A 23,590-nucleotide genomic window follows, 5' to 3' on the forward strand; every position below is an offset into this window, starting at 1 on the left:
GGTGACGGCGCGGAGAGAATGCCTCTGCGTCGTCCATTCTCTGTCGCCGCGTGAGGCACTGGTGCGGACGAGTGTGCCAATGACGGCGGGCGAGAGCGTCACCCTGGGCCTGCGCAACGGATTTTCCGTTCCGGCGGTCGTGGGCATGAATATAGGTGACCATGTTTCGCTGCTGTTCGAAGAGCATATCGCCATTTCGACCATAATCGCGGAACAGAGGAACGGCCGTAGCGAACGCGAAGCTGTCCGGCTGAACATCTTCACCCCTGTCACGGTTGCTACGGGAACCGGCATGCAGGCATGCATGATGCAGGACATATCCCTGTTCGGCGTAAAGCTATTGGACGAGTCCGGCGAACTGCGCGAAAATATGCAGGTCCAATTGATCATCGAAGGTCTGGGCAAGCGGGACGCCACGGTGCGCTGGCGTGACGACGCTTATGTCGGATTGAGTTTCGAAGTGGCGCTGGGATTCAAGTTGCTCGACGAGTGGACGGCGCAGATAACGACCTGATGGCGCGGCGAATTGGCGCTGTAACGCAAGCCGCAATGCTGTAGAGCGCGGCGAGCAACGCCGTACCAGCAGGAGAAAGCCGATGACATTCCAGATGCCTGCCGAATGGGCGCCGCATGAATGGACCTGGATCGGCTTTCCCACCTTTCCCAAAGAGTGGCCTGGCGCGTTCGACGCGGCACGCGAGCAGATCGCCGCCTTTGCCAAGGCGCTCCGCGCGGATGGGAAAGGTGAGGAGGTCCGGCTGGTCTGCGCCAATGATGGTGATGCGGAGATAGCGCGCTCGCTCGCTGGCCCGGACGTGACCATCGTCGCGCAGAAGCTGGGTGACGTCTGGCTGCGGGATACCGCCCCGATCGCGGTCATGCGTGGGCATGAACGAGCCTTGGTGGATTTCGGCTTCAATGGCTGGGGCGGCAAGTATCAGATGCCGGGCGATGAGGATATCGGGGCGCGATTGGCCGCGACGACGGAATTGCCGACCTCCTCGCAACATTGGATTTTCGAAGGCGGCGCGATCGATACCGATGGCACCGGATTATTCGTCACGACCGAGCAATGCCTGCTCAATCCCAACCGCAATCCGGATCTTGATCGTGGCAAGATCGAAACGCTGCTGGCGGGGTCGCTGGGTCTGTCCGAAATGCTGTGGCTGCGCGATGGTCTGCTCAACGACCATACGGACGGCCATGTGGATAATCTTGCGCGCTTTGTTGCGCCAGGCGTGCTGGCGCTGCCGGAAGCAAGCACGGATGATGACCCCAATGCGGCCATTTATGCGGACGCGCGCGCAAGGGCCAAGGCGTTCGGCCTTGAAGTGGCGTCAATCCCCTCCCCCGGCCGTGTCCTGGTGGATGGCGAGGTGATCCCTGCAAGCTACATGAACTTCTACATCGGCAACGCTGCGGTCATCGTGCCTATCTACGGCCAGCCCAATGACCAGGCGGCGCTGGATGCGCTCAAGCCCTTTTTCCCGGGGCGCGAGATCATAGGATTGCGGAGCGATGCGATATTGTCAGGCGGCGGCAGCTTCCATTGTTGCAGCCAGCAAATGCCCTTAGCGGAACAATGAAATCGAAGGGGGCTTCCGTGACCGGTGCGGAGGTTGCACTCCGCCAATCCTGCTCTATCTCCCAACCTCACACCGCCCGGTTGGGCATTCGCCTCTAGGACCATCGAGGATATGACCAAAGTCACCGTTGCCGCGCTTCAGCTCGCCTTTTCAGACGATGTGGACGACAATGTCGCCATGGTGGCCGACCATGTGGTGAAGGCGGCGGCTCGAGGCGCCAAGATCGTCCTGCCGCCCGAACTGTTCGAAGGTCACTATTTCTGCAAGGTCGAGGACGAGGCTCTGTTCGCCAACGCCAGGACGATCGACGAACATCCCGCCGTTTCCGAGATGCGCAAGGTGGCGAAGGCGGAGCGCGTCTACATTCCCACCAGTTTTTTCGAGAGGGATGGCCAGCATCATTACAATTCCCTCGCCATGATCGATGATGAGGGAGAGATCATGGGCCTGTATCGCAAGAGCCATATTCCGGATGGGCCGGGATATGAGGAAAAATATTATTTCCGTCCCGGCAATAGCGGGTTCAAGGTCTGGAAGACGCGTTACGGCACGATCGGCGTGGGCATCTGCTGGGACCAATGGTATCCGGAGGCAGCCCGGGTCATGGCACTGATGGGAGCGGAACTGCTCTTCTATCCTACCGCGATCGGATCGGAACCCTATGACGCGGATCTCGACACGAGCCGCATGTGGCGCCGCGCGATGATCGGCCATGCGGTGAGCAATTGCATGCCGGTGATCGCCGCCAACCGGATCGGCGAGGAAGACGGCCAGAAATTCTATGGCCACAGCTTCATCAGCGATGAATGGGGCGATTTCGCAGCCGAGGCCGATGCGCGCGACAATGGCGCGCTGGTGGCCACGCTTGACCTGGCGCAGGCGCGGAAGCATCGCGCGGGCATGGGCTTCTTCCGGGACCGGCGGCCGGAATTATACGGCCGGATCGCGCAGGATATCTAAGCTAGGGAGAATGATGCCATGACGGTCGCGCGCCATTATCTGATGCATGCCAGAGAAGGATCGGAGGCAGCATTGGAGAGCGCCCTTCGCGCACTGGCAGCAGCGGTCCAGCCGCTGCCCGGATGTGAGGGCGTCGAGATGCTTCGCGACCTTGGCAATGAGCGCCGCTTTGTCTTCATCGAGCGCTGGGCTGATGTCGATGCGCACAAGGCCGCTGGTCCGATGCTGGACAAGCGGCTGTTCGAACCGATGATGGCGGCGCTGGATGGGCCGCCGGAGGGGGCATATCTCGACTATCTGATAGGCTGAGGTCTGCGGCGTCAGGTTGAAAGTAACGCGATAGCCTTTTCGAAGACCGCTTCGAACATCTCGCTTGTCAGGCGGCCAGTCATGACGTTTCTCTTGGAACAATGATAGCTGTCGATGACTATCTTGCCGCTCGGCATGCGGTGTTCCGCCATGTGAGCAAAGCGCGCCTTGGGAAGTTTGCCGCCCAGCACTTTCACGACGGACTGATGTGCGACCTCACCCAGCGCGATGAATATCCGCGCATTGGGTAAGGCGTCGGCAGCCGACTTCAAGAATAGGCGGCAGTTATGCGCTTCTTGCGGCAGAGGTTTGTTCTGCGGCGGAAGGCATTTTACGGCATTGAGGATGATGGCGTCGCGCAGCGTCAGCTGATCATCGGGCCGGGCCTCATAAGACCCTTCGGCAAGACCCGCCTTCAGCAATATGTTGAAAAGAAGGTCGCCCGCGAAATCGCCGGTAAATGCCCGCCCGGTTCTGTTGGCCCCCTGCTTGCCCGGCGCCAATCCCACGACTGCGATGCGGCCAAGCGGATCGCCAAATGCGGGGACAGGCGCATTCCACCAGTCGGGATGATCGGCCCGGCATTCCTGACGCAAGGCGGCCAGGCGGGGGCAGAGCGGACAATCCAGCGGCGCTTCCGCATCGGCTATGGGGCTTTGCAGCGTCATGTGCAGCGGTTAGGCGCAGTCACATGGTTAAGACAAGCACTCTTCATCGCTATGCGCTTGCGCTCGGTTCGAACCGGCCATTGTCGGCAAAGCGGACGCCAAGAGCGATCGTGCAGGAGGCCGCCAGCAGATTGGGCGAGATCGGCCGGATTGTGGCGACGGGACCGATATTGACGACCGAGCCGATCGGCCCCTCCCTGCGGGAATATGCGAACAGCGCGCTGCTGATCGAAAGCAGGCTGACCCCGCCAGACATGTTGCGGGCACTCAAGGCGATCGAAGCTGACCTGGGCAGGCGGAGGCACCGCCGCTGGGGCGCCCGCACCATCGATATCGACATCATCCTCTGGTCAGGGGGACGCTGGTCGAACAGGTGGCTTCACATTCCGCACCGGGCTTTCCGCACGCGCGATTTCGTATTGTCGCCGCTCTTGGCCATTGGCCCGCGGTGGTCCGATCCGCTTTCGGGCCTTACCATCCGGCATCTTCATGCACGCTTGCGAAAAGCTGCGCCTTTGCCGCGTCCTAGAGGTTGACCAGCCGCATCACCGCCTCTAGTGCGTGCGGACCTCGTGACGGAGGGCCCTTAGCTCAGTCGGTAGAGCAACTGACTTTTAATCAGTAGGTCGCTGGTTCGAATCCAGCAGGGCTCACCACCTTCCACCGGCAGCTGAATGCTGCATGGGTCGGTGGAAAGCAGTGAACGGCGCATATCCGCTGTTTCAGACGCCCGTGATGCGTATGCCCGAGCCCGGCACCTTATATTTGCGATTGAGTGCGATGAGGACGGAGGTGAGCCCCTCCGCGACCACCGAATTGCAAAGCGGGCCAGCGTTCCAGGCGCGCAGGCCGATTTCCTGCGCCAATGCCACCACCTGATCGGCAGCGTCCGTGTCGTCGGCGCAAACCAGTACGTCGCATTCGACATCTTCGTCCAGCTTGGTCAGGTGATGGGCACTGATATTCTGGAAGGCAGATACGACGCGAACGCCCTCGCCCAGCATCTTCTGCACCGCTTCCACAGCTGATCCACCATTGGGAAGCTGGACCCGGCTGACCTTTGGCGGCACGAGGGGCACGGTCACGTCGATCAGGATCTTGCCTTCAAGCGCGCCAGCGACTTCTTGCACGGTGGACTGCTGCGCGGCGTAGGGTACGGCGAGGACGATGATCTCACCCTGTGCAGCGGCTTCGGCGTTGGCTGCGCCTGTCACGCTGTTGCCCCCGAGCAGTTCGTTCATTTGCGCGGCGGCTTCCCTGGCACGTTCGGCTGTACGGCTGCCGATAACGACCTTGTGTCCCTTATGCGCCCAGCGGAGCGCGAGCCCGCCACCTTCCTTGCCGGTTCCGCCGAGGACGGCGATCGTCGCCGGTTGCTCATTCTGCATCAGCTATACTCTCCTGTTCGTGACGATGCGGGGATGCATCTTGTGATCTTTGCCGGCGCTCGCCTGCGGTCGGTTTGGAGTTGCCGTAGCGTGGAGAAGGTGCAGAGAAAAGCCTGGCTCGGGCTAAGGGCGCTGCGAAAGGCAGGTCGGTTAAGCGCTTACGCCGCCATAGCCTTGTCAGCATGAGGCACGGGTATGGCCTGAGCGCCGCGCTCGGCAATCGCCTTGAGCAACGTCTCCACTTCCTTGCGCGCATTGCCTTTCAGGGCACCGGCGACGCAGCCCAGATAGCTGCTGACGAGCCGGGCCGTCACCTCATCATCGGCGATGCGGGCTTGGGCCCATTCGTTGATCGTCGCGAACTCGAACCGCACCAGATCATCGACCAGCTGATCAACATCGACCCATGGCTGGAGCTGCTTTTTCGCCGCGAGAAGCTCGATCCACCGGCGATTATGGTGGACGGCAGGCGCATGGATGGCGCTCCAAATTTCCGGATCGACGTCGGAGCTGAAATAGAGCGACATGACGGCCTTGACGTAATTCCGCAGTTTACGGTTACGCTGAAGGATGGAGATCATGCGCTCGATATTATGTTCCATCGTGCCGGGCGGGCTGATGTAGGAGAGCTTGCTGACATATTCGTCAAAATATTCCTGGATCGCCGCCGCGATCATCCGTTCGCGGGTCTGAAAAGCATTGTAGAGGGTCCGTTTGGCGACCCCGGCGCGGTGGCCGATCTCATTCATGCTGAAGGCCGTGATGCCCTGCTCAGCGATCAGCTTTCGCGTCTCCGCCAAGATCCGCTTGCGTCGTTCGATGATGGCTGGGCTCGAATAAATTTGTGGCCGGTCGCCTACATCATTCAACATCGGCTCTCCTTGCCGCTCAACAGCTTGTCGGTTCTGCACCTTAGCCGCAATGCATGCGAGTGCAAATTTCAAACTGGGACTAAAGTTGATTTTGAGATTTGTATCAGCCGAAACGAGTGACGATCGCCCCCCGCACTGCGTCACGCAATTGCCGGCGGATCGGATAGACGTGGGAAGGCAAATGCTGCGTCATGAGCAATCCGATGATCTTCTCGCGCGGATCGATGAAGAAGAAGGTCGAAAACACCCCGCCCCAGAAATATTCTCCGGTTCTTAAATCAGTGGCAAAGCCAAGCCCGAAGCCTATCCCGGCATAGTCAGCCTCGCTGAACATGGAAGAAGAGTGTTGAGCGAGATCGCCTGCGCCCGGAAGATGATTGGCGTGCATGGCAGCGACCGTCTCAGCCTTTAGCAAGCGGACTCCGTCCAACTCACCACCGCGCAAAAGCATGCGTGCAAACCGGTGATAATCATGCGCGGTCGAGATCAGACCTCCGCCGCCGGATCGGAACCTCAGATTTCGCCGCCATCCGCTTCGAGCGCCTCTATCATAGAGCGACAACCGCTCATCTGGTCCCCACTGCCAGGCGTCGGTCATCCGATCCACCTTGTCTTCGGGCAACTCGAAGAATGTGTCGCTCATCCTTAGCGGCTGGAAGATGTGTCGATCGAAGAAACTGGCGAGGTCGAGACTGCTCAACCTTTCGACGATCACGCCCAAGACGTCCGTTGCCACCGAATAATTCCAGCGTTCGCCCGGAGAAAATTCCAGTGGCAGCTGCGAGAGGGCGGCGACGAAGTCTGCGGAACTACGCTTCTGCTGAAATTCGTCCAGGCCAAGCCGGCGATATTCCGCATCGATGGCCGTCTGCCGTTGGAGGCCATAGGTAAGCCCCGAGGTATGACGCAGCAGATCGATCATGCGCACCGGCTGCTTCAGCGCCTGCCGATCCAAGCCGACGGAGAGATTTTCAAATTCGGGGAGGATATCGGTTACCGGATCGTCCAGCGCGACCAATCCCTGCTCCACCAACATCATGAAGGCAACCGAAGTGACGGGCTTCGTCATCGATGCGATGCGGAACAGCGAGTCGGGACGGAGGGGTTCTCCACTGGCGCGGGCGATGCCGCTGATGTGGGACAGCAAAACCCGTTCTTCACGCGACACAAGCAGGCGCAAGTGCGGCAGCTTGCCCGTGGTCACATATTGAAGGTGCAGCGAGTTGGCGAGCTGTTCCAATCGGCTGGGGTCCATGCCCGCCGCTTTTGCTGCCGCCGCGTCAATCTGCGTCGTCGCCTGCATTCCGCCTCCAATGTCCTGCCCCCTCCTGCCGCTAAAGCAGCTACAGGCCCAGGACAATGGCGGGAACCCTGTTCGTCAGGGATGGATGGCGAAGTCGAAAATGCGCGCAGAGCCCGTGCCGTTACCCCACATGCCAGGGCCAGCACCCGCGCTGACCGAATAGATGAAGCCATATTCGCCCGTGGGAAGATCGGCCGACGGCGTTACCTTGAACACGCCCGGCGTCACTTGTTCATAGTCGAACGGGATGCGGTCCTTGTCCATCACCCCTGCCTTTGCTCCGGCCAGGTTCATGCTGCCAACACGTGTCTCGCGCCGATCCTTCTTCACATCGAAGCGGATGAGGCTGAATTCATTGGGAGACGTGATGGCGCTGGCAGGGCCCGATAGCCATAGCGACGCGCCACCGGCCTGAGACAGACCGCGGGTCGCCTCATCGAAATAGAAATAGAAGGTCGGCCGCGCTCGGCCCGTGCGGACCCGCGCCGTGATGTTCGGAATGACTGCCTTGATGCTGAGAGAAGCGATACCGCCCGTAAAGGCGTAGCCCAATATGCCGCCTGTCTTGCTCTGGTTAGAGGTGGTCGGATCGATCCGCACCATGCGGGCATCATTCGCCAGGTAAACGCCGGACGGATGCGGCACCAGGGGATCGGGTGAGTCCGCCGAGAATGCCGCCTTGGAAGATACCGCGCCTTGCGAGCCTGCGTCGATCATCGCCGCGATGACCGGACCGGACACGCCACGCTTTTTCAATGTGATCAGATCGTCCGTAGATAAGGCGTAATGGGCAGCCGATGCCTTGATCTTCGCGATCACGGCATCATCACCCAACCCCGCCTGGACAAGGGACACGACCATGTCATTGGTCAATGTTTCCGCCCGAACGGCCGACGGCGCGCCAGCGGCGAGCAGCACCAATCCCGCGAGGAAGCCGCCAGTCTTCATATGTCACCCCCTGTGGAGGGAAAGCGCCCCCGCTTTCACCTACCAGCAAGAGGTTTAGACAGCGGGCACCGCTTTAGGCAAGCGCCTTGCGGACCAGTTCATTGACGACCTGAGGATTTGCCTTGCCCTGCATGGCCTTCATCGTCTGGCCGACGAAGAAGCCGAACAGCGCTTCCTTGCCCGCCCTGTACTGCTCGACCTTGTCACCATTATCAGCCAGCACCTTGGCGACCGCTGCTTCGATCGCGCCGGTGTCGCTGGTCTGCTTCAGGCCCTTTTCCTCGACGATCCGGGGCGCACGCTCGCCGGTTTCGAGCATGATTTCGAACACCTGCTTGGCGATTGTTCCGCTGATCGTACCGTCGGCGACGAGGGCGAGCAGCTCCGCGCCCTCTTCCGGGCCGACGGGGCTATCTTCGAGGCTCTTGCCCAGACGATTGAGCGCACCATAAAGCTCCGACAGCAGCCAGTTGGCGGAAGCCTTGGCGACTTCGCCCTCGCTCTTCTTCTGGATGCGCGCGCCTTCGGCGAGCAGTGCTTCGAACCAGCGCGCCGTGTCGGCGTCAGCGGTCAGGGTTGCGGCATTATAGGCGGAAAGGCCCAGTTGCTCCTCATAACGGCGGCGCTTCGCGTCGGGCAGTTCGGGCAGCGACTGGCGGCATTCCTCCAGGAAGGCGTCGTCCAGCTCCAGCGGCAGCAAGTCGGGGTCCGGGAAATAGCGATAGTCATGCGCGTCTTCCTTCGACCGCATGGACCGCGTTTCATTCTTGTCCGGATCGTACAGGCGGGTTTCCTGCACTACCTTGCCACCGGCCTCCAGCACATCGACCTGACGATTGGCCTCATGCTCGACCACCGCCATGACGAAGCGGACCGAGTTCACATTCTTCGTCTCGGTACGGGTGCCGAATTCATGCCCCGGCTTGCGTACGGAGACATTGACGTCCGCACGCATCGAACCCTGATCCATATTGCCATCACAGGACCCGACATAGCGCAGGATCGTCCGCAGCTTCGACAGATAGGCTCCGGCCTCGGCAGGCGAGCGCATGTCGGGTTTCGACACGATTTCCATCAGCGCCACGCCAGAACGGTTGAGATCGACATAGGAGCGGGTCGGATGCTGATCATGCATCAACTTGCCCGCATCCTGCTCGACATGGATGCGTTCGATGCCGATCGTCTTCGTGCTGCTGTCAGGGTTCTTCTCGTCCAGCGTGATTTCGATCTGCCCCTCTCCCACTAGCGGGTGGTACAGCTGGCTGATCTGATAGCCCTGCGGCAAATCCGCGTAGAAATAGTTCTTGCGGTCGAAGCGCGACCATTTGTTGATTTTCGCGTCAATGGCCATGCCAGTGCGTACCGCCTGACGGATGCACTCCCGATTGGGCACGGGAAGCATGCCCGGCATCGCCGCGTCGACCAGGCTTACCTGCGTATTCGGCTCCGCACCGAAAGCGGTCGCCGCGCCGGAAAAGAGCTTCGCCTGGCTCGTCACCTGCGCATGGACTTCGAGGCCGATCACGACCTCCCACTCGCCGGTTGCGCCCTGAATGCGATAGGTTGATTCAGTCATTTTCTACACCGCCATCCCAGCGAATTTTCATGTCGTCGTCCCAGCGGAGGCTGGGATCTTTCCAACTGTCATGCCACGCCGCCTGAGATTCCAGCTTGCGCTGGGATGACGACGACATGAGCTTACCACCACTTCTCCGGCCGCGCCGTAAAGCCCGCGCGTTCCTCGATCGCGAGGCCCGCGTTCAGCACCGTCTGCTCGTCCAGCGCCTTGCCGATGATCTGGAGGCCCAGCGGCAAGCCTTGCGCGTCCAGCCCGCCCGGCACCGCCATCGCGGGCAGCCCGGCCAAAGAAGCCGGCACGGTGAAGACGTCGTTCAAATACATGGCCAGCGGATCAGCCTGCTTCTCACCCAAGGCGAAGGAGGCGCTCGGCGCGGTCGGCGTCAGCAGCAGATCGCACTTTTCAAAAGCCTGTTCGAAGTCGCGCGCGATCAGCGCCCGAACCTTCTGCGCCTGCGTGTAATAAGCGTCGTAGAAGCCCGCCGACAGCACATAGGTGCCGATCATGATACGGCGCTTGACCTCTGGACCGAACCCGGCAGCGCGAGTGGCCGCATACATGTCCTGCAGCCCCGCGCCATCGGGCAGGTCGCGCTGGCCATAGCGCACGCCGTCATAGCGGGCGAGGTTGGAGGAAGCCTCGGCAGGCGCGATGATATAGTAAGTCGGCAGCGCATATTTGCTATGCGGCAGCGACACTTCCACTATCTCGGCGCCCGCGTCCTTCAGCCATTCGATGCCGCGATCCCAAAGCGCCGCGATCTCTTCATTCAGGCCATCGGGGCGATATTCCTTGGGGATGCCGACCTTCTTGCCCTTGAGGTCGCTCGAAAGATTAGCCTCCCACTGCGGCACGGCCAGATCGAGCGACGTCGAATCCTTGGGGTCGAAGCCCGCCATCGTTTCGAGCAGGATTGCATTGTCGCGCACCGTCCGCGCCATCGGTCCGGCCTGATCGAGCGAGCTTGCGAACGCCACGATGCCCCAGCGAGAGCAGCGGCCATAGGTCGGCTTGATGCCGCTGATGCCGGTGAAGGCGGCAGGCTGACGGATCGAGCCGCCCGTATCGGTGCCCGTCGCCGCAGGGCAAAGCCGGGCCGCGACGGCGGAAGACGAGCCGCCCGAAGAGCCACCTGGCGCCAGCGCGGCATTGTCACCGCCGCCGCGCCGCCAGGGCGAGATCACATTGCCGAAATAGCTGGTTTCGTTGGACGATCCCATCGCGAACTGGTCAAGGTTGAGCTTGCCCAGCATGCCCGCGCCCGCATCCCACAGCTTCTTCGAGACGGTGGACTCATAGGTCGGCTTGAAGCCTTCAAGCATGTGGCTCGCGGCCGTCGTCTGCACGCCTTCGGTGCAGAACAGGTCCTTCATGCCGATCGGTACGCCTGACAGCGGCTTCAGCGCGTCGCCCGCCGCTTTAGCCTTGTCGGCCACGTCGGCTGCTTCCAGTGCCTTTTCCGGGGTTTCCACGATGAACGCATTCAGCGCCTTCGCGGCGGCGACATTGGCGTTGAATGCCTCCGCGACTTCACGCGCGGAAAAGTCACCAGCGCGGAAGCCGTCGCGGATTTCGGCGACCGTCAAATCTGTCAGATTGCTCATTATTCAATCACCTTCGGCACCGCGAAGAAGCCATGTTCTGCCTGTGGCGCGTTGGCCAGCACCCTGTCCCGGACATCGCCATCGGTCACGGCGTCGTCGCGCAGGCGCAGCTTGTTGGGGATGACGGCAGTCATCGGCTCCACGCCGGCCACGTCCACCTCGCCCAATTGCTCCACCCAGCCGAGGATGTTGTTGAGTTCAGGCACCATGGCTTCGGCTTCGGCGTCAGTCACCGAAATGCGCGACAGGCTGGCGATCTTCTTTACGGTCTGAAGGTCTATCGACATGGCGCCGCCGCTACCACCCGCTCACGTCCGCTTCAAGTCCGCACTTGCGCGTGAGGATCGGCTGCGCCAGACAGGCGCCGCCCGACGCAGCCTATGGAGCCCTGCCGGCCGAAGGAGAGCAAAGCATTGGCCCGCAAGTTCCTCTATGTCGTCGCCAGCCTGATCGTGCTGGTTCTCGCGGCGCTGCTGGTCTATCGCATCTGGGGCATGGAGCTGATCCGCGCGGTGATGGTGCCGCGCGAGGCCTTCACTCCCATCGCTCCGCTACCGGCGAACGCCTATGACGATGCGAAGATGTGGATATCCCGCCCGGATATCCGGCATGACAATCCCGCGTTGTGGAAACCGGCCGGGCAAAAGGATGAACCGGTGCCGCAAAAGGCGGCGGTCTTTTTCATTCACCCCACGTCCTACATAACTGCTTTTGGTAGCGCGCACTGGAACATGCGGCTGGACGACAAGGATGCGTTGGCGACCGCCCGCCGGTTTGTGCAAGCGCAGGCGAGCGCCTTCAATGCGGTCGGCAATGTCTGGGTGCCGCGCTACCGGCAGGCGAATTACGGCGCATTCCTCACCGGCAAGCCCGCAGGTGAGCAGGCTTTGGCCGCCGCATACAGGGATGTTTCCCAAGCTTTTGCCGCTTTCCTGAAGGCAAATCCGGCTGGTCCGATCATCCTCGCCGGACATAGCCAGGGTTCGCGCCATTTGCTCCAGCTGCTCCATGACCAAGTGGCAGGCAAGCCGGTGGCTTCCCGTGTCGCTGCGGTCTACGCAGTGGGCTGGCCCGTCTCTGTGGAGGCTGACTTGCCCGCCCTCGGCCTGCCCGCATGTGCGCGGAGCGATCAGACGCGCTGCATCCTCAGCTGGCAAAGCTATGCGGAGCCCGCTGATCCTTCGCCGATGATCGAGAGTTTTGAGCGCAAGGCCGGGTTCAACGGAAGGCCGCGCAAGGACACCCATATGCTCTGCACCAATCCTATAACAGGCACCTTCAACGGGGCTGCTCCGGCCAGCGCCAATCAAGGAACGCTGGACAGCCGAGAGGAAGGAAAGCCTCCCCGTCTGCTCAAGGGCGTCGTACCGGCGCGGTGCGAGAGTAGCGGCATATTGATGATCGGTGAGTCGATCGACATGGGGCCTTTCACCCTTCCGGGCAATAATTACCATGTCTACGACTATAGCCTCTTCTGGGGCGACGTGCGCGAAGACGCCCGCCGCCGCCTGGCGAATTTCGCAAAGTCGTGAGCGTGCTGCTTACCACCGATCGCGCGGCATTTCGTGAGGCCCTGCCCCAAGGTGGGCGATTGCTCGGCATGGATGTCGGCACGAAGACGATCGGCCTCGCGCTCTGCGACGCTGGCTGGTCGATCGCTAGTCCGGCACACACGGTTTCGCGCGGCAAATTCAGCAAGGACAAGATAGCGCTGTCTGCGTTCATCGAACAGCAGCAGGTGAAGGGTGTCGTCATCGGCCTTCCCCTCAACCTCGACGGCAGCGAAAGCCCGCGTAGCCAGGCCAGCCGTGCCTTTGCGCGCAACATCGCTGACCTGGGGCTTCCGATACTGCTGTGGGACGAGCGATGGTCGACCCAGGCCGTCACGCGAACGCTGCTGGAGGCAGATGCAAGCCGGGCGCGGCGCGGCGAACTGGTCGACAAGCTGGCTGCAAGCTACATCCTGCAAGGCGCGATCGATGGATTGATGGCGGGCTTTTAACCCGGTCCGTCAAACGCGGAGATGATCGGGCATGGTCCATCGTCAGAGGCGTTGCATGCGCTCGACAGCCTGCGAAGCGAGTCTCGTGCAGCTTGAAGTTCGGCTATCTTGCGGTCGAGCGCCGCCAGCCTCTCGGCCGCCAGTTCCCTCGCGCGCTTTCGGTCCTGCCCCGCATCCAGCTGCAAAAGCTCGCCGATCTGCTCCAATGTGAAGCCTGCCGCTTGCGCTGACCTGATGAACTTCAATCGGCGCACATCCCCATCTTCATAGCGCCTTATGCCGGACGTCGGACCGCGAGCGCCGCGCTCCGGCATCTCCAGCAAGCCGCGCCGTTGGTAAAAGCGCACCGTCTCGACGCCAACGCCGCCTGCGCGCGCCAGACCAGAAATCGTCATAGACATGCTTGACTCCGGACCATGGTACGGAACCCATATGGGGTGGAGACCAAAACTCTCCAAGTGAAAGAGATGCCATGAGCCCCAATGCCGCCACGGCCACCCACCCCCGAAAAGCAGTCCTCTATCGCATGGTGATGCCGGGCCACACCTGTCCCTACGGCCTGAAAGCGCGTTGGCTGCTGCGGCACAAGGGATATGAGGTGGAGGATCACTGGCTCACGAGCCGGGAGCAGACCGACGCCTTCAAACGCGAGCACGACGTCAAGACGACGCCCCAGATCTTCATCGAAGGCGAGCGGATTGGCGGCCATGACGACCTCCGGCGCTTTTTCGGCATGAAAGTCGCCAACCCTTCAGATACCAGCTATGTGCCCGTGATCGCCGTCTTCGCTGTGGGCGCCTTGCTGGCGCTCGCGGTAAGCTGGCTAACCGCGATGCCGCTGGTCAGCGTCATGACGGTGGAGAGCTTCATCGCAATCACCATGATGCTCCTCGCCATGGTGAAGCTTCAGGATGTCGACCGGTTCGCGACCATGTTCCTGAACTACGACCTGCTGGCCCGCCGCTATGTGCCATATGGCAAGGCCTATCCCTTCCTGGAACTGGGTGCGGGCGTGCTGATGTTGACCGGCCTGTTCCATTGGCTTTCGATACCGGTAGCGCTGTTCATCGGCGGCATCGGCACGGCATCGGTTTTCAAGGCCGTCTATATCGACAAGCGCGAATTGAAATGCGCCTGCGTCGGCGGCAGCAGCAATGTGCCATTGGGTTTCGTGTCGCTCACCGAAAATCTGATGATGGTGGCGATGGCGTTGTGGATGCTGGCGCGCCTTTGAAGCTGGCGGCAAGCGGCGCGCAGATGGTCAGGCTTCCACCCAATGGGCTGACGCAATGCCCTGAGCATAGAGCAGCACGGACAGGTCCCCATGGACGATTTCGGCATGCGCCGCCTGGCGGGTCTTGGGCTTGGCATGATAGGCGACGCCCAGTCCTGCTCCCTGGATCATCGGTATGTCGTTAGCACCATCACCTACCGCGAGCGTGAGCGTCCGGTCGACGCCTGCTGCTATCGCCGCCTCCAGTTCCTGCAGCTTCCGGGAAGCGTCGACGATCGGCAACGTCACCGTTCCGGCCAACGCGCCGTCGGCGATCTCGAGAACATTGGCTACCGCGCAATCAAAGCCGATTTCCTCGGCAACGGGACCCGTGAAGCGGGTGAAGCCGCCAGAAACCAGCAGGGTTTGAGCCCCCCTCGCCTTCATGGTGCGGACAAGGGCGCGCGCGCCGGGCATGATCTTGACCCGCTCCGCACGGCATTGATCGATCGCCTCATCCGCCAGCCCCTTCAGAAGCGCGACGCGCTCATGCAACGCGCCCGCAAAGTCCAGTTCGCCCCGCATCGCACGTTCGGTGATTTCGGCGATCTGCGGCTTGATCCCGGCATAGTCTGCGAGTTCGTCGATACATTCCACAGTGATCATGGTGGAATCCATGTCGGCAATCAGCAGCTTCTTCTCACGCCCTTCGGCAGGCTGAACGATCACGTCCACCTTGTCCCCAATTCCGGTCAAGGCCGCGCGTGCGGCCACGGGATCGCTGCCGAAGAAGATGTCGGCAGCCTTGTCCTCGTCCAGCCACTTGCTATCCACCGGCGCGCAACCCGCCGTGGCGAGCCGGGCGACGGCTTCCGCAATATCCTCCTGACTCAAGGCAGCACTTGCCACTAAGGTCGCGACGAACATGGACACTCCTGAAACATCGAAGGGCGAATCCCGCCCGCGCGTCGCGCTTATTGCCGGACCCACTGCCAGCGGCAAGAGCGCGCTGGCGGTTCGGCTGGCTCAATCCGCCAATGGGATCGTCATCAATGCCGACGCCAGCCAGGTCTACGCCGATCTGCACATCCTGTCGGCGAGGCCAAGCGCCGAAGACATGGGGGGCGTGCCGCATCGCCTTTTTGGCCATATCGACGGAGCGGAAGCGTGCACCGCAGCCCGCTGGGCCGCTGAAGCCAGCATCGAAATCGACAAAGCGCATGCGAGAGGGCTCCTGCCGATCCTTGTGGGGGGCACCGGCCTTTATCTGCGCACGTTGCTCGACGGGATTGCGCCGGTCCCGGAGATCGATCCGGACATTCGCTCCTTCGTTCGCTCCATGGCCGTCGCCGATGCTCACGCCGCGCTGACGATCGAAGATCCGGCGGCTGCCGCACGGCTGGCACCGGCCGACAGCACAAGGGTTGCGCGCGCACTGGAAGTGGTGCGTTCGACGGGGAAACCGCTTGGCTTCTGGCAGCAGCAAAAGAGGGGAGGAATTGGGGAGCGCATTGATCTTTCTCCCCTTATCCTGCTGCCCCCGCGCGATTGGCTGATCGCGCGCTGCGACCGCAGGTTCGAGCAGATGGTGCATATAGGCGCGGTGCAGGAAGTCGAGGCCCTGCTTGCCCGCGACCTGTCCCCCGACCTGCCGGTGATGCGCGCCATTGGAGTTCCTGAGATCAGGGGCTGGTTGCAGGGCGAGATTGACCGCGAGACCATGCTGGAGAAGGGACGTATCGCCACTCGCCAGTACGCCAAACGCCAATATACCTGGTTTTCTCGCCAACCTCCGCCGACTTGGCCGATCGAACAGCGGAAGATTGATGACGAAATAGTCGAAGAACTTGTAATAAAGTTGCTCATATAGGTATTGACTTGCCATTTTATGTCGAATAGAGGCACCCACCTTGCCAATGCTCCTCTTGCAGGGCAGAGGGCGCAACCTGCATCCAGTGGAAGGATTTATCGTGGCCGAAAAGAGCGGCGCGGACATTTTGGTTGAGTGCCTGATCGACCTCGGGGTCGAGGTCGTGTTCGGTTATCCGGGCGGCGCGGTGCTGCCCATCTATGACGCGCTTTTCAACCATCCGAAGATCCGCCACGTCCTTGTCCGCCACGAACAGGGCGCGACCCATATGGCGGAAGGCTATGCGCGCTCGACCGGCAAGCCCGGGGTCGTCCTCGTCACCTCCGGCCCCGGCGCGACCAATGCCGTCACCGGCATCACCGATGCGCTGATGGACTCCATCCCCATGGTTGTCATCACCGGCCAGGTTCCCACGCAGCTGATCGGCACCGACGCCTTCCAGGAAGCAGACACGGTCGGCATCACCCGCCACTGCTCGAAGCATAATTATCTGGTCAAGGACCCGGCTAAGCTCGCCAGCGTAGTCCATGAGGCGTTCCACATCGCGACCACCGGCCGTCCCGGCCCGGTCGTTGTCGACATTCCCAAGAACGTCCAGATCGCAACCGCGCCCTACGCCCGACCGCTCGGCTTTGAACATGCGAGCTATAAGCCGCAGACCAAGGCCGACGCCTCCGCGATTGCCCAGGCTGTCGAGATGCTGGCGAAGGCGGAACGCCCGGTCTTCTACACCGGCGGCGGCGTCATCAATTCCGGCCACAAGGCGTCCACGCTCCTGCGCGAGCTGGCGGAGTTGACCGGTGCGCCCGTCACCTCGACCCTCATGGGCCTTGGCGCTTTCCCCGCTTCCTCGCCTCAATGGCTGGGGATGCTGGGCATGCACGGCACCTATGAAGCCAATTGGGCGATGAACAAGGCGGACCTGATCGTCTGCATCGGCGCCCGCTTCGACGACCGAGTCACCGGCCGCCTCGATGCCTTCGCGCCCAACAGCAAGAAGATCCACATCGACATCGACCGCAGCTCGATCAACAAGACGGTCGAGGTGGACCTGCCCATCGTCGCGGACGTCGGCAATGCGCTGACTGACATGATCACCGCCTGGAAGACGCACGGCCACAAGCCTGCGGACCTTTCCGAATGGTGGGCCCGGATAGAAGGCTGGCGCGCCCGCAACAGCCTCGCCTATCCCGAAAGCCACGAAGAGATCATGCCGCAGGAAGCGATCGCGCAGCTCTACAAGGCTTCGCGCTCGTCCAAGGACGTCATCATCACAACCGAAGTCGGCCAGCACCAGATGTGGGCCGCCCAGCATTTCGGTTTCGACGAACCCAATAAATGGCTGACGTCCGGCGGCCTTGGCACCATGGGCTATGGCTTCCCCGCCGCCATCGGCGCGCAGGTCGGCAATCCCGACAGCCTGGTCGTCTGCGTCGCGGGCGATGCCTCGATCCAGATGAACATCCAGGAAATGGGCACCGCCAGCCAGTACCGCCTGCCGGTGAAGGTCTTCATCCTCAACAATGAATATATGGGCATGGTCCGCCAGTGGCAGGAACTGACCTATGAAAGCCGCTATTCCAACAGCTATTCGGACAGCCTGCCCGACTTCGTGAAGCTGGCCGAAGCCTATGGCTGGACGGGCATCCGCATCGAAGGACCGCAGGAACTGGAAGCGGGCATTGCCCAAATGATCGACACGCCCGGTCCGGTGATCGTGGACTGCCGCGTGGCGAAGCTTTCCAACTGCTTCCCGATGATCCCGTCGGGCGCGGCCCATACCGACATGCTGCTCGACCCCAGCCAGGTCGAAGGCATCATGTCGGACGAGGCAAAGGCTCTGGTGTGACGCAGCATCTGAAGCTCCGCATCCATGTGAGCGAACCCTTCGACTTCGAACGGATCAGCGGCACGGCCGAGCTGAAAGGCTGGACCGTGGACCATGAAGATTCGGAAAATGAAGCATGGGAAGTGCATCTGGATGAGGGCTTCGATTTCCACGACCGCCATATCGGCCGCCTGCTGGTCAGCCCCCGCTATGTGGGGGAGCATCTGACCCGCATGTTCGATGCGATCGCGGGCTTTCCCGTCCGCCTCGCCCATCGGAGCGATGGCAGCTGGCACTATGCCTTCACGGGAATGATCTCCCAGCGCCACGAGCGCAAAGAAGAACCGGATAACGGAACGAGCATCTGATGCACATTCAGGAAGAATATAGCGAACGGCACGTCCTGTCGCTCACGGTCACCAACGAAGCGGGCATCCTCGCCCGCATCGCCGGCCTGTTCACCGCGCGCGGCTATAATATCGACAGCCTGACCGTGGCGGACATCACGCCCGATCATGCGATCAGCCGCATCACCATCGTCACCAACGGCCCACCCAAGGTGATCGACCAGATCATCGCGCAGCTCGATCGCCTGGTGCCGGTGCACAAGGTGACGGACCTCACCGCCAACGGCCCCTTCGTCGAGCGCGAACTGGCGCTGGTCAAGGTTTCCGGGACCGGCGAAGACCGTATCGAAGCGCTGCGCCTCGCCGATGTCTTCCGCGCCAAGGTGGTGGACACGACGATCGAAAGCTTCATCTTCGAGATCACCGGCACGACGGACAAGATCGACAATTTCGTCGGCCTGATGCGTCAGATCGGCCTCGTTGAAGTCGGCCGCACCGGCGTAGTCGGCCTGATCCGCGGCAAGGAGCCGAACTGACTTAGACCCCTCTCCCGCCCGCGGGAGAGGGAGGGGCCCGCTGCGCAGCAGTGGGAGGGTGAGGGCGATGCCCCTCTCCCATGCGCAGGTGGTTCCCCTCGCCGCACTCATTAAAGCTCCGCCAGGAGCCAGCAGACCAAAGAAGGAACGTCAAATGAAGGTGTATTACGATCGCGACGCCGACATCGGCCTCATCAAGGGCAAGAAGGTCGCAATCCTCGGCTATGGCAGCCAGGGGCACGCCCACGCCCAGAACCTGCGCGACAGCGGCGTGGCCGAAGTCGCCATCGCTCTGCGTCCCGGCTCGGCCTCGGCGAAGAAGGCCGAAGGTGCAGGCTTCAAGGTCCTGCCCAACGCCGAAGCCGCCGCATGGGCCGACGTCCTCATGATCCTCGCCCCCGACGAGCATCAGGCCGCGATCTATGCCGACGACATTCATGCCAATCTGAAGCCCGGCGCGGCGCTCGCCTTCGCCCACGGCCTCAACGTCCATTTCGGTCTGATCGAACCGCGCAAGGACGTGGACGTGATCATGATCGCGCCCAAGGGCCCCGGTCACACCGTCCGCAGCGAATATCAGCGCGGCGGCGGCGTGCCCTGCCTGATCGCCGTTGCGCAGGACGCGACCGGCAATGCCCATGACATTGCCCTGTCCTACGCTTCGGGCGTCGGTGGCGGCCGCTCGGGCATCATCGAAACCAACTTCCGCGAGGAATGCGAAACCGACCTGTTCGGCGAGCAGGCCGTGCTGTGCGGCGGCGCGACCGCGCTCGTCCAGGCTGGTTTCGAAACGCTGGTCGAGGCTGGCTACGCGCCGGAAATGGCGTATTTCGAATGCCTCCACGAACTGAAGCTGATCGTCGATCTGATGTATGAAGGCGGCATCGCCAACATGCGCTATTCGATCTCGAACACCGCCGAATATGGCGACATCAAGACCGGCCCACGCATCATCACCGAAGAAACGAAGAAGGAAATGAAGCGCGTCCTCGCCGACATCCAGTCAGGCCGCTTCGTCAAGGACTTCGTGCTCGACAACCGCGCTGGCCAGCCCGAACTGAAGGCGAGCCGCATCGCCGCCCAGCGCCACCAGATCGAGGAAACCGGCGCCAAGCTGCGCGCGATGATGCCCTGGATCGGCGCGAACAAGCTGGTCGACAAGGAAAAGAACTAAGCTTTTCAGCTTCTTCACGGCGCAAGCTGGGATCTCTGAGCTATTTTGGAGATTTCAGCCTGCGCTGGAATGAAGGAAGAAGCAGGCAGCGCGGAATTCATATCGGGAACGCTCCGTTTCCGATTACGGCTCTGGAACAATCAAGGGACGCCGCTATGGTAGCGCGTCCCTTGAACGCTTCTGGAGACCTGTCCATGCGCAAGTTCGTGATTTCAGCCGTTGCCCTGACCGCCCTGACCGGCACGGCCCTCATCGCCCAGCAGATGCCCCCCGCCCCTGGCGCCAAAGACCCGTCTCGCGTCAGCGGAGGCACCTATCAAGTTGATCCAGGCCACACTCAGGTGGCGTTCGCCTATGACCATATGGGCTTTTCGAACAATTTCGGTCTGATCGCGCAGCCGACCGGTACGCTGACGCTAGATCCGAAAAATGTCGCGGCGTCGAAGGTGGCGATCGACGTGCCCATCGCCAATCTGCGCACGGGCGTGGCCGCGTTGGACGAGCATTTGATGAAGGCGGACTTTTTCGACGCCGCTAGATTTCCAAAAGCGACCTTCGTTTCGACGAGCGTGAAGCCGGACGGCACCACCAGTGCAGAGATCACCGGCAACCTTACCATCAAGGGCGTGACGAAGCCGGTGACGCTGAACGCCGACTTTTACGGGGCGGGCAAAGCCCCAGCCATGGCTGGCGGTAAGGAAAATGTCGGCTTCGTGGCGACGACCACCGTCAAGCGCAGTGATTTCAACATGGGGTATGGCGTCCCCATGGTCGGCGACAGCGTCGAACTGAAGATCGTCGCAGCGTTCCAGAAATAGTAGCTGGTCGGGGTGTCGAGCTGCCACACTCGCCACCCCGATCGCTTGCCGAGAGGTGCGGGGATTGTCGCCGGGTTTCAATCCGTAGGCAGCGTACCCGGCCGCGCATAAGCGAACATGTGCGTGACATAATCCGCTTTGCCAATATCGACGCCCTGATTGCGCAGGATCGCATAGGCAATCATCAAGTGAAAGTAGAATTGAGGCAGGGCCCAGTCGCGGGCATATTGCTCCGCCGTCAGGTCGAAGGTCAGCCCTATCGGCAGGGCATGTGCGATCGGCCTCTGCTCATCGCCGTCAAGGGCCCCTGCCGGCAAAGCTTCAATGAGCGCAATCGTCTCATCGATCCTCGCCTTTGCATCTGCGATCGAACCGGGGTTGTCCCCGGCATTGCGGCCCTCGTCCAACAGAGCTTGTAGCGATGGAGGAAACTGCTCGCCCATGAGGCGGCAGACCCCTTCCCGTGCCTGCACGCAGGCAAAGCGGACTTGCGTGGACAATGGAAACATGTCGGACGCCAGCTTGGCCGACAGCAGCCGTTCCGCCTCCTCCCCCATCTGCTCCTGGGCCTTGGAAAGCCAAGCTGACAGAGTGGCAAGCATCTGTTTATAGGTAGGAACGAGTAAGCTGTTGAGTGACATGGCGATCCCTTGATTGCATTCGAGGCGTGTTAACCCGATCTCTTACGACAACAAAAGCTGGACGAGCGCCATCGAAAAGGGTTAAGGCCGATCCATCATGCAGCGCGCGCTTCTTCCCCTGCTACGACTTACACGCCCTTAGGCGTGGTTTTTGTGCTGCTCTTCGCTTGAATGACGCAGCGATACGCCTAAGGGCATAATCAAGCAGATAGTCGTTTCACCGGGCCCGCATCGCGCCGCCCGTTTGCATAAAGAAGTAGCTTCCCATGATGCTGACCGACCCTTCGCAGAAATACCGCCCCTTCCCGCAGGTGGATCTGCCCAATCGCCAATGGCCCAGCGCCGTCATCACCTCCCCGCCGCGCTGGCTGTCGACCGACATGCGCGATGGCAACCAGTCGCTGATCGATCCCATGAACGCGGAGAAGAAGCGCCGCTTCTTCGACCTACTGATCAAGATCGGCGTCAAGGAGATCGAGGTCGGTTTCCCCAGCGCGGGCGCGACCGAGTTCGACTTCATTTCTGGCTTGGTCCGCGAAGGCGCTATCCCCGACGATGTTTTCCCGCAGGTTCTGACGCAGGCGCGCGAAGATCTGATCGCGACCACCTTTGAATCCTTACGCGGTGCGAAGAAGGCGATCGTACACGTCTATAACGCCGTGTCTCCGGCGTGGCGCAACATCGTATTCCAGATGGACCGTCCGCAGATCAAGGAAATCGCGATCAACGCGGCCAAGCTGCTGCGCGACAATGCCGCCAAGCAGCCGGACACCGACTGGCATTTTGAATATTCGCCGGAAACCTTCTCGACGGCCGAGCTGGATTTCAGCCTGGAATGCTGTGAAGCGGTGATGGATATCCTGCAGCCGACGCCGGAGCGTCCGCTGATCCTGAACCTGCCCGCGACGGTAGAGGCCGCGACGCCCAACATCTATGCCGACCAGATCGAATGGATGTGCCGCAACATTTCCAAGCGCGACAGCGTCGTCATTTCGCTCCACACCCATAATGACCGGGGAACCGGCGTCGCTGCGGCTGAGCTGGGCCTGATGGCGGGCGCAGATCGTGTCGAAGGCTGCCTGTTCGGCAATGGCGAGCGCACCGGCAATTGCGACCTGGTAACGGTCGCGCTCAACATGTACACGCAGGGTGTCAATCCGGGGCTGGACTTCTCCGACATCGATGAGGTCATCCAGACCGTCGAATATTGCAATCAGCTGCCCGTCCACCCGCGCCACCCTTATGCGGGCGAACTGGTCTTCACGGCATTTTCGGGCTCGCATCAGGATGCGATCAAGAAGGGCTTTGCCGTTCAGGAGACGCGCAACGACCAGATTTGGGACGTGCCCTATCTGCCGATCGATCCCAAGGATCTGGGCCGTGACTATGAAGCGGTGATCCGCGTCAACTCTCAGTCCGGCAAGGGCGGCGTCGCCTGGGTCCTGCAGCAGGACAAGGGACTGAAGCTGCCTAAGCGCATGCAGGCGGATTTCTCGAAGGTCGTGCAGGCGCTGGCCGACCAGAGCAGCCGCGAACTGAACGCGTCCGACATCTGGACCGCGTTCGAGGATCATTACCGCCTCTCCGGCGACCAGCCCTACAGGCTGATCGACTATAATGAGACCGGCCATGCGGGCGACCGCATCTTTACCGGCAAGATCGCGCACAAAGGCGGCGAACGGTCCATTTCCGGGCGCGGGAATGGCCTGATCTCTTCGGTGCTGGCGGCTCTGCGTGACGATCTGGGCGTCGATCTGGAGGTCGCAGATTACAGCGAACATGCGATCGGCGCGGGAACGGACGTTGCCGCGGCAGCCTATGTCGAATGCCGCACGCCGGATGGCCGCACTATATTCGGCATCGGCACCGATACCGACGTGGCGACCGCATCGGTTCAGGCGGTGCTTTCCGCCGCGAACAGCGTGGCTGGGTACTGATGCACAA

The 23,590-nt window shown here is 61.6% G+C and carries 26 protein-coding genes and 1 tRNA gene; 16 read left to right on the forward strand and 11 right to left on the reverse strand.

What is annotated here, in order from left to right; translation table 11 throughout:
• The first annotated feature begins 1 nt into the window (after position 1).
• From ACYU8T_RS05620 to ACYU8T_RS05635, 4 genes are all read left to right on the forward strand, one after another.
• Positions 2-514, forward strand: coding sequence for a PilZ domain-containing protein (locus ACYU8T_RS05620; protein ID WP_461158776.1), 513 nt, complete (start codon positions 2-4; stop codon positions 512-514).
• Positions 515-596: 82 nt separating this feature from the next.
• Positions 597-1,586 (forward strand): agmatine deiminase family protein, encoded by a 990-nt coding sequence (locus ACYU8T_RS05625; protein ID WP_461158777.1) that lies wholly within the window; start codon positions 597-599, stop codon positions 1,584-1,586.
• Between the two features lie 111 nt (positions 1,587-1,697).
• Entirely contained in the window at positions 1,698-2,546 is an 849-nt protein-coding gene (gene aguB, locus ACYU8T_RS05630) for an N-carbamoylputrescine amidase (RefSeq protein WP_247231113.1), read from the forward strand.
• An 18-nt stretch (positions 2,547-2,564) separates the two neighbouring features.
• A complete protein-coding gene (locus ACYU8T_RS05635; RefSeq protein ID WP_201514078.1) occupies positions 2,565-2,855 on the forward strand; it encodes a putative quinol monooxygenase in 291 nt (96 codons plus the stop codon).
• An 11-nt stretch (positions 2,856-2,866) separates the two neighbouring features.
• Here ACYU8T_RS05635 and ACYU8T_RS05640 read toward each other — a convergent pair whose 3' ends face one another.
• Complete coding sequence (locus ACYU8T_RS05640) at positions 2,867-3,523, reverse strand: uracil-DNA glycosylase (protein WP_461158778.1); 657 nt, start codon at positions 3,521-3,523, stop codon at positions 2,867-2,869.
• Between the two features lie 23 nt (positions 3,524-3,546).
• Here ACYU8T_RS05640 and folK point away from each other — a divergent pair, with 23 nt between their 5' ends.
• Entirely contained in the window at positions 3,547-4,059 is a 513-nt protein-coding gene (gene folK, locus ACYU8T_RS05645; RefSeq protein WP_461158779.1) for a 2-amino-4-hydroxy-6-hydroxymethyldihydropteridine diphosphokinase, read from the forward strand.
• A gap of 44 nt (positions 4,060-4,103) precedes the next feature.
• A tRNA-Lys gene (locus tag ACYU8T_RS05650) sits at positions 4,104-4,179 on the forward strand.
• 66 nt (positions 4,180-4,245) lie between these two features.
• On the opposite strand, the gene npdG is transcribed toward ACYU8T_RS05650, so the two are convergent.
• From npdG to gatC, 7 genes are all read right to left on the reverse strand, one after another.
• Complete coding sequence (gene npdG / locus ACYU8T_RS05655) at positions 4,246-4,911, reverse strand: NADPH-dependent F420 reductase (protein WP_201514081.1); 666 nt, start codon at positions 4,909-4,911, stop codon at positions 4,246-4,248.
• 158 nt (positions 4,912-5,069) lie between these two features.
• Positions 5,070-5,783: a TetR/AcrR family transcriptional regulator gene (locus ACYU8T_RS05660; RefSeq protein WP_247231046.1), complete on the reverse strand. Its 714-nt coding sequence runs from the start codon at positions 5,781-5,783 to the stop codon at positions 5,070-5,072.
• 103 nt (positions 5,784-5,886) lie between these two features.
• The gene (locus ACYU8T_RS05665; RefSeq protein WP_461158780.1) at positions 5,887-7,086 is read right to left on the reverse strand and encodes a serine hydrolase domain-containing protein; all 1,200 of its coding nucleotides are present in this window, start codon (positions 7,084-7,086) and stop codon (positions 5,887-5,889) included.
• A gap of 75 nt (positions 7,087-7,161) precedes the next feature.
• Positions 7,162-8,034: a hypothetical protein gene (locus ACYU8T_RS05670; protein ID WP_247231044.1), complete on the reverse strand. Its 873-nt coding sequence runs from the start codon at positions 8,032-8,034 to the stop codon at positions 7,162-7,164.
• Between the two features lie 73 nt (positions 8,035-8,107).
• Positions 8,108-9,610, reverse strand: coding sequence for an Asp-tRNA(Asn)/Glu-tRNA(Gln) amidotransferase subunit GatB (gene gatB / locus ACYU8T_RS05675; RefSeq protein WP_201514087.1), 1,503 nt, complete (start codon positions 9,608-9,610; stop codon positions 8,108-8,110).
• Positions 9,611-9,732: 122 nt separating this feature from the next.
• Complete coding sequence (gatA, locus tag ACYU8T_RS05680) at positions 9,733-11,217, reverse strand: Asp-tRNA(Asn)/Glu-tRNA(Gln) amidotransferase subunit GatA (protein WP_461158781.1); 1,485 nt, start codon at positions 11,215-11,217, stop codon at positions 9,733-9,735.
• Positions 11,217-11,504, reverse strand: coding sequence for an Asp-tRNA(Asn)/Glu-tRNA(Gln) amidotransferase subunit GatC (gene gatC / locus ACYU8T_RS05685; RefSeq protein WP_461158782.1), 288 nt, complete (start codon positions 11,502-11,504; stop codon positions 11,217-11,219). The genes gatA and gatC overlap by 1 nt, the downstream gene beginning before the upstream one ends.
• A 126-nt stretch (positions 11,505-11,630) precedes the next feature.
• On the opposite strand from gatC, the gene ACYU8T_RS05690 reads away from it, so the two are divergent.
• A complete protein-coding gene (locus tag ACYU8T_RS05690; RefSeq protein ID WP_461158783.1) occupies positions 11,631-12,749 on the forward strand; it encodes a DUF3089 domain-containing protein in 1,119 nt (372 codons plus the stop codon).
• A 5-nt stretch (positions 12,750-12,754) separates the two neighbouring features.
• On the forward strand, positions 12,755-13,219 hold the full coding sequence (gene ruvX, locus ACYU8T_RS05695; RefSeq protein ID WP_461159756.1) for a Holliday junction resolvase RuvX: 465 nt from the start codon (positions 12,755-12,757) through the stop codon (positions 13,217-13,219).
• Here ruvX and ACYU8T_RS05700 read toward each other — a convergent pair.
• Positions 13,216-13,620 carry a MerR family transcriptional regulator gene (locus ACYU8T_RS05700; RefSeq protein ID WP_461158784.1) on the reverse strand — a complete coding sequence of 135 codons (405 nt, stop codon included), beginning with the start codon at positions 13,618-13,620 and terminating at the stop codon, positions 13,216-13,218. The genes ruvX and ACYU8T_RS05700 overlap by 4 nt on opposite strands.
• A gap of 71 nt (positions 13,621-13,691) precedes the next feature.
• Here ACYU8T_RS05700 and ACYU8T_RS05705 point away from each other — a divergent pair, with 71 nt between their 5' ends.
• Positions 13,692-14,453, forward strand: coding sequence for a MauE/DoxX family redox-associated membrane protein (locus tag ACYU8T_RS05705; RefSeq protein WP_461158785.1), 762 nt, complete (start codon positions 13,692-13,694; stop codon positions 14,451-14,453).
• A 27-nt stretch (positions 14,454-14,480) separates the two neighbouring features.
• Here ACYU8T_RS05705 and serB read toward each other — a convergent pair whose 3' ends face one another.
• Positions 14,481-15,359, reverse strand: a complete 879-nt coding sequence (serB, locus tag ACYU8T_RS05710; protein ID WP_461158786.1) for a phosphoserine phosphatase SerB — start codon at positions 15,357-15,359, stop codon at positions 14,481-14,483.
• On the opposite strand from serB, the gene miaA reads away from it, so the two are divergent.
• The 6 genes from miaA to ACYU8T_RS05740 all read left to right on the forward strand — a co-directional run bounded on the left by miaA (position 15,358) and on the right by ACYU8T_RS05740 (position 21,005).
• The gene (gene miaA / locus ACYU8T_RS05715; protein WP_461158787.1) at positions 15,358-16,302 is read left to right on the forward strand and encodes a tRNA (adenosine(37)-N6)-dimethylallyltransferase MiaA; all 945 of its coding nucleotides are present in this window, start codon (positions 15,358-15,360) and stop codon (positions 16,300-16,302) included. The two genes, serB and miaA, sit on opposite strands and share 2 nt — an antisense overlap.
• Positions 16,303-16,402: 100 nt before the next feature.
• Positions 16,403-18,151, forward strand: a complete 1,749-nt coding sequence (locus ACYU8T_RS05720; protein WP_461158788.1) for an acetolactate synthase 3 large subunit — start codon at positions 16,403-16,405, stop codon at positions 18,149-18,151.
• The gene (locus ACYU8T_RS05725; protein WP_461158789.1) at positions 18,148-18,498 is read left to right on the forward strand and encodes a hypothetical protein; all 351 of its coding nucleotides are present in this window, start codon (positions 18,148-18,150) and stop codon (positions 18,496-18,498) included. The genes ACYU8T_RS05720 and ACYU8T_RS05725 overlap by 4 nt, the downstream gene beginning before the upstream one ends.
• Positions 18,498-19,013: an acetolactate synthase small subunit gene (ilvN, locus tag ACYU8T_RS05730; RefSeq protein ID WP_066523989.1), complete on the forward strand. Its 516-nt coding sequence runs from the start codon at positions 18,498-18,500 to the stop codon at positions 19,011-19,013. The genes ACYU8T_RS05725 and ilvN overlap by 1 nt, the downstream gene beginning before the upstream one ends.
• A gap of 154 nt (positions 19,014-19,167) precedes the next feature.
• The gene (gene ilvC, locus ACYU8T_RS05735) at positions 19,168-20,187 is read left to right on the forward strand and encodes a ketol-acid reductoisomerase (RefSeq protein WP_461158790.1); all 1,020 of its coding nucleotides are present in this window, start codon (positions 19,168-19,170) and stop codon (positions 20,185-20,187) included.
• 194 nt (positions 20,188-20,381) lie between these two features.
• Complete coding sequence (locus tag ACYU8T_RS05740) at positions 20,382-21,005, forward strand: YceI family protein (RefSeq protein ID WP_461158791.1); 624 nt, start codon at positions 20,382-20,384, stop codon at positions 21,003-21,005.
• Between the two features lie 77 nt (positions 21,006-21,082).
• Here the strand turns inward: ACYU8T_RS05740 and ACYU8T_RS05745 are convergent, their stop codons facing one another.
• The gene (locus tag ACYU8T_RS05745) at positions 21,083-21,646 is read right to left on the reverse strand and encodes a DUF1993 domain-containing protein (protein ID WP_461158792.1); all 564 of its coding nucleotides are present in this window, start codon (positions 21,644-21,646) and stop codon (positions 21,083-21,085) included.
• Between the two features lie 266 nt (positions 21,647-21,912).
• Here ACYU8T_RS05745 and leuA point away from each other — a divergent pair, with 266 nt between their 5' ends.
• The gene (leuA, locus tag ACYU8T_RS05750) at positions 21,913-23,583 is read left to right on the forward strand and encodes a 2-isopropylmalate synthase (RefSeq protein WP_461158793.1); all 1,671 of its coding nucleotides are present in this window, start codon (positions 21,913-21,915) and stop codon (positions 23,581-23,583) included.
• Positions 23,584-23,590 lie beyond the last annotated feature (7 nt).

The sequence above is a fragment of the Sphingobium sp. TomMM35A genome (assembly GCF_054771735.1).

Coding starts and splice junctions, on each gene's coding strand:
- ilvC (WP_461158790.1), top strand. CDS start 19,168: ATGAAGGTGTATTACGATCGCGACGCCGACATCGGCCTCATCAAGGGC.
- ACYU8T_RS05740 (WP_461158791.1), top strand. CDS start 20,382: ATGCGCAAGTTCGTGATTTCAGCCGTTGCCCTGACCGCCCTGACCGGC.
- leuA (WP_461158793.1), top strand. CDS start 21,913: ATGATGCTGACCGACCCTTCGCAGAAATACCGCCCCTTCCCGCAGGTG.
- gatC (WP_461158782.1), bottom strand. CDS start 11,504: ATGTCGATAGACCTTCAGACCGTAAAGAAGATCGCCAGCCTGTCGCGC.
- ilvN (WP_066523989.1), top strand. CDS start 18,498: ATGCACATTCAGGAAGAATATAGCGAACGGCACGTCCTGTCGCTCACG.
- miaA (WP_461158787.1), top strand. CDS start 15,358: ATGGACACTCCTGAAACATCGAAGGGCGAATCCCGCCCGCGCGTCGCG.
- aguB (WP_247231113.1), top strand. CDS start 1,698: ATGACCAAAGTCACCGTTGCCGCGCTTCAGCTCGCCTTTTCAGACGAT.
- ACYU8T_RS05745 (WP_461158792.1), bottom strand. CDS start 21,646: ATGTCACTCAACAGCTTACTCGTTCCTACCTATAAACAGATGCTTGCC.
- ACYU8T_RS05665 (WP_461158780.1), bottom strand. CDS start 7,086: ATGCAGGCGACGACGCAGATTGACGCGGCGGCAGCAAAAGCGGCGGGC.
- ACYU8T_RS05635 (WP_201514078.1), top strand. CDS start 2,565: ATGACGGTCGCGCGCCATTATCTGATGCATGCCAGAGAAGGATCGGAG.
- ACYU8T_RS05705 (WP_461158785.1), top strand. CDS start 13,692: ATGAGCCCCAATGCCGCCACGGCCACCCACCCCCGAAAAGCAGTCCTC.
- npdG (WP_201514081.1), bottom strand. CDS start 4,911: ATGCAGAATGAGCAACCGGCGACGATCGCCGTCCTCGGCGGAACCGGC.
- gatA (WP_461158781.1), bottom strand. CDS start 11,217: ATGAGCAATCTGACAGATTTGACGGTCGCCGAAATCCGCGACGGCTTC.
- serB (WP_461158786.1), bottom strand. CDS start 15,359: ATGTTCGTCGCGACCTTAGTGGCAAGTGCTGCCTTGAGTCAGGAGGAT.
- ACYU8T_RS05670 (WP_247231044.1), bottom strand. CDS start 8,034: ATGAAGACTGGCGGCTTCCTCGCGGGATTGGTGCTGCTCGCCGCTGGC.
- folK (WP_461158779.1), top strand. CDS start 3,547: ATGGTTAAGACAAGCACTCTTCATCGCTATGCGCTTGCGCTCGGTTCG.
- ACYU8T_RS05640 (WP_461158778.1), bottom strand. CDS start 3,523: ATGACGCTGCAAAGCCCCATAGCCGATGCGGAAGCGCCGCTGGATTGT.
- ACYU8T_RS05700 (WP_461158784.1), bottom strand. CDS start 13,620: ATGTCTATGACGATTTCTGGTCTGGCGCGCGCAGGCGGCGTTGGCGTC.
- gatB (WP_201514087.1), bottom strand. CDS start 9,610: ATGACTGAATCAACCTATCGCATTCAGGGCGCAACCGGCGAGTGGGAG.
- ACYU8T_RS05625 (WP_461158777.1), top strand. CDS start 597: ATGACATTCCAGATGCCTGCCGAATGGGCGCCGCATGAATGGACCTGG.
- ACYU8T_RS05660 (WP_247231046.1), bottom strand. CDS start 5,783: ATGTTGAATGATGTAGGCGACCGGCCACAAATTTATTCGAGCCCAGCC.